Origin of the sequence: Bacillus sp. B1-WWTP-T-0.5-Post-4 (assembly GCF_009183795.1) — a bacterium.
In the GTDB taxonomy this organism is placed as follows: Bacteria; Bacillota; Bacilli; order Bacillales; family Bacillaceae_G; genus Bacillus_A; species Bacillus_A cereus.
This window is the reverse complement of the sequence record NZ_WEIJ01000055.1, coordinates 1-255: the sequence shown is the minus strand read 5'-3', so window position 1 is coordinate 255 and position 255 is coordinate 1. Positions and strand designations below refer to the sequence as shown.

Here is a 255-nt window from a genome sequence, read left to right as displayed (position 1 = left end):
CTTTATCGAAATGTGCCATTGATGCGCTAATTTATGAGCGTACATTTGATTTAGTTGTTGTAGATGAAGTGAGTATGGCATATGTTCCGCAAATTGCATTAGCTGCTTCACTTGGAAAACGTATCGTCGTTTGTGGTGACTTTTTACAGTTACCTCCAATTGCGATGGCAAACCATGAACTCGTTCGAAAATGGCTTGGCGAAGATATGTTTTATCATGCTGGGATTGTTGAGTCTGTTAATAAATCAGAAGCAC

Annotated in this window: 1 protein-coding gene; it reads left to right on the top strand. The window is 39.2% G+C overall.

Annotated features, from left to right (window positions below; all coding sequences use genetic code 11):
* Nucleotides 1–255, top strand: a 255-nt coding sequence (locus tag GBN91_RS28680) for an AAA domain-containing protein (RefSeq protein ID WP_264299214.1), incomplete at both ends; no start/stop codon positions are given.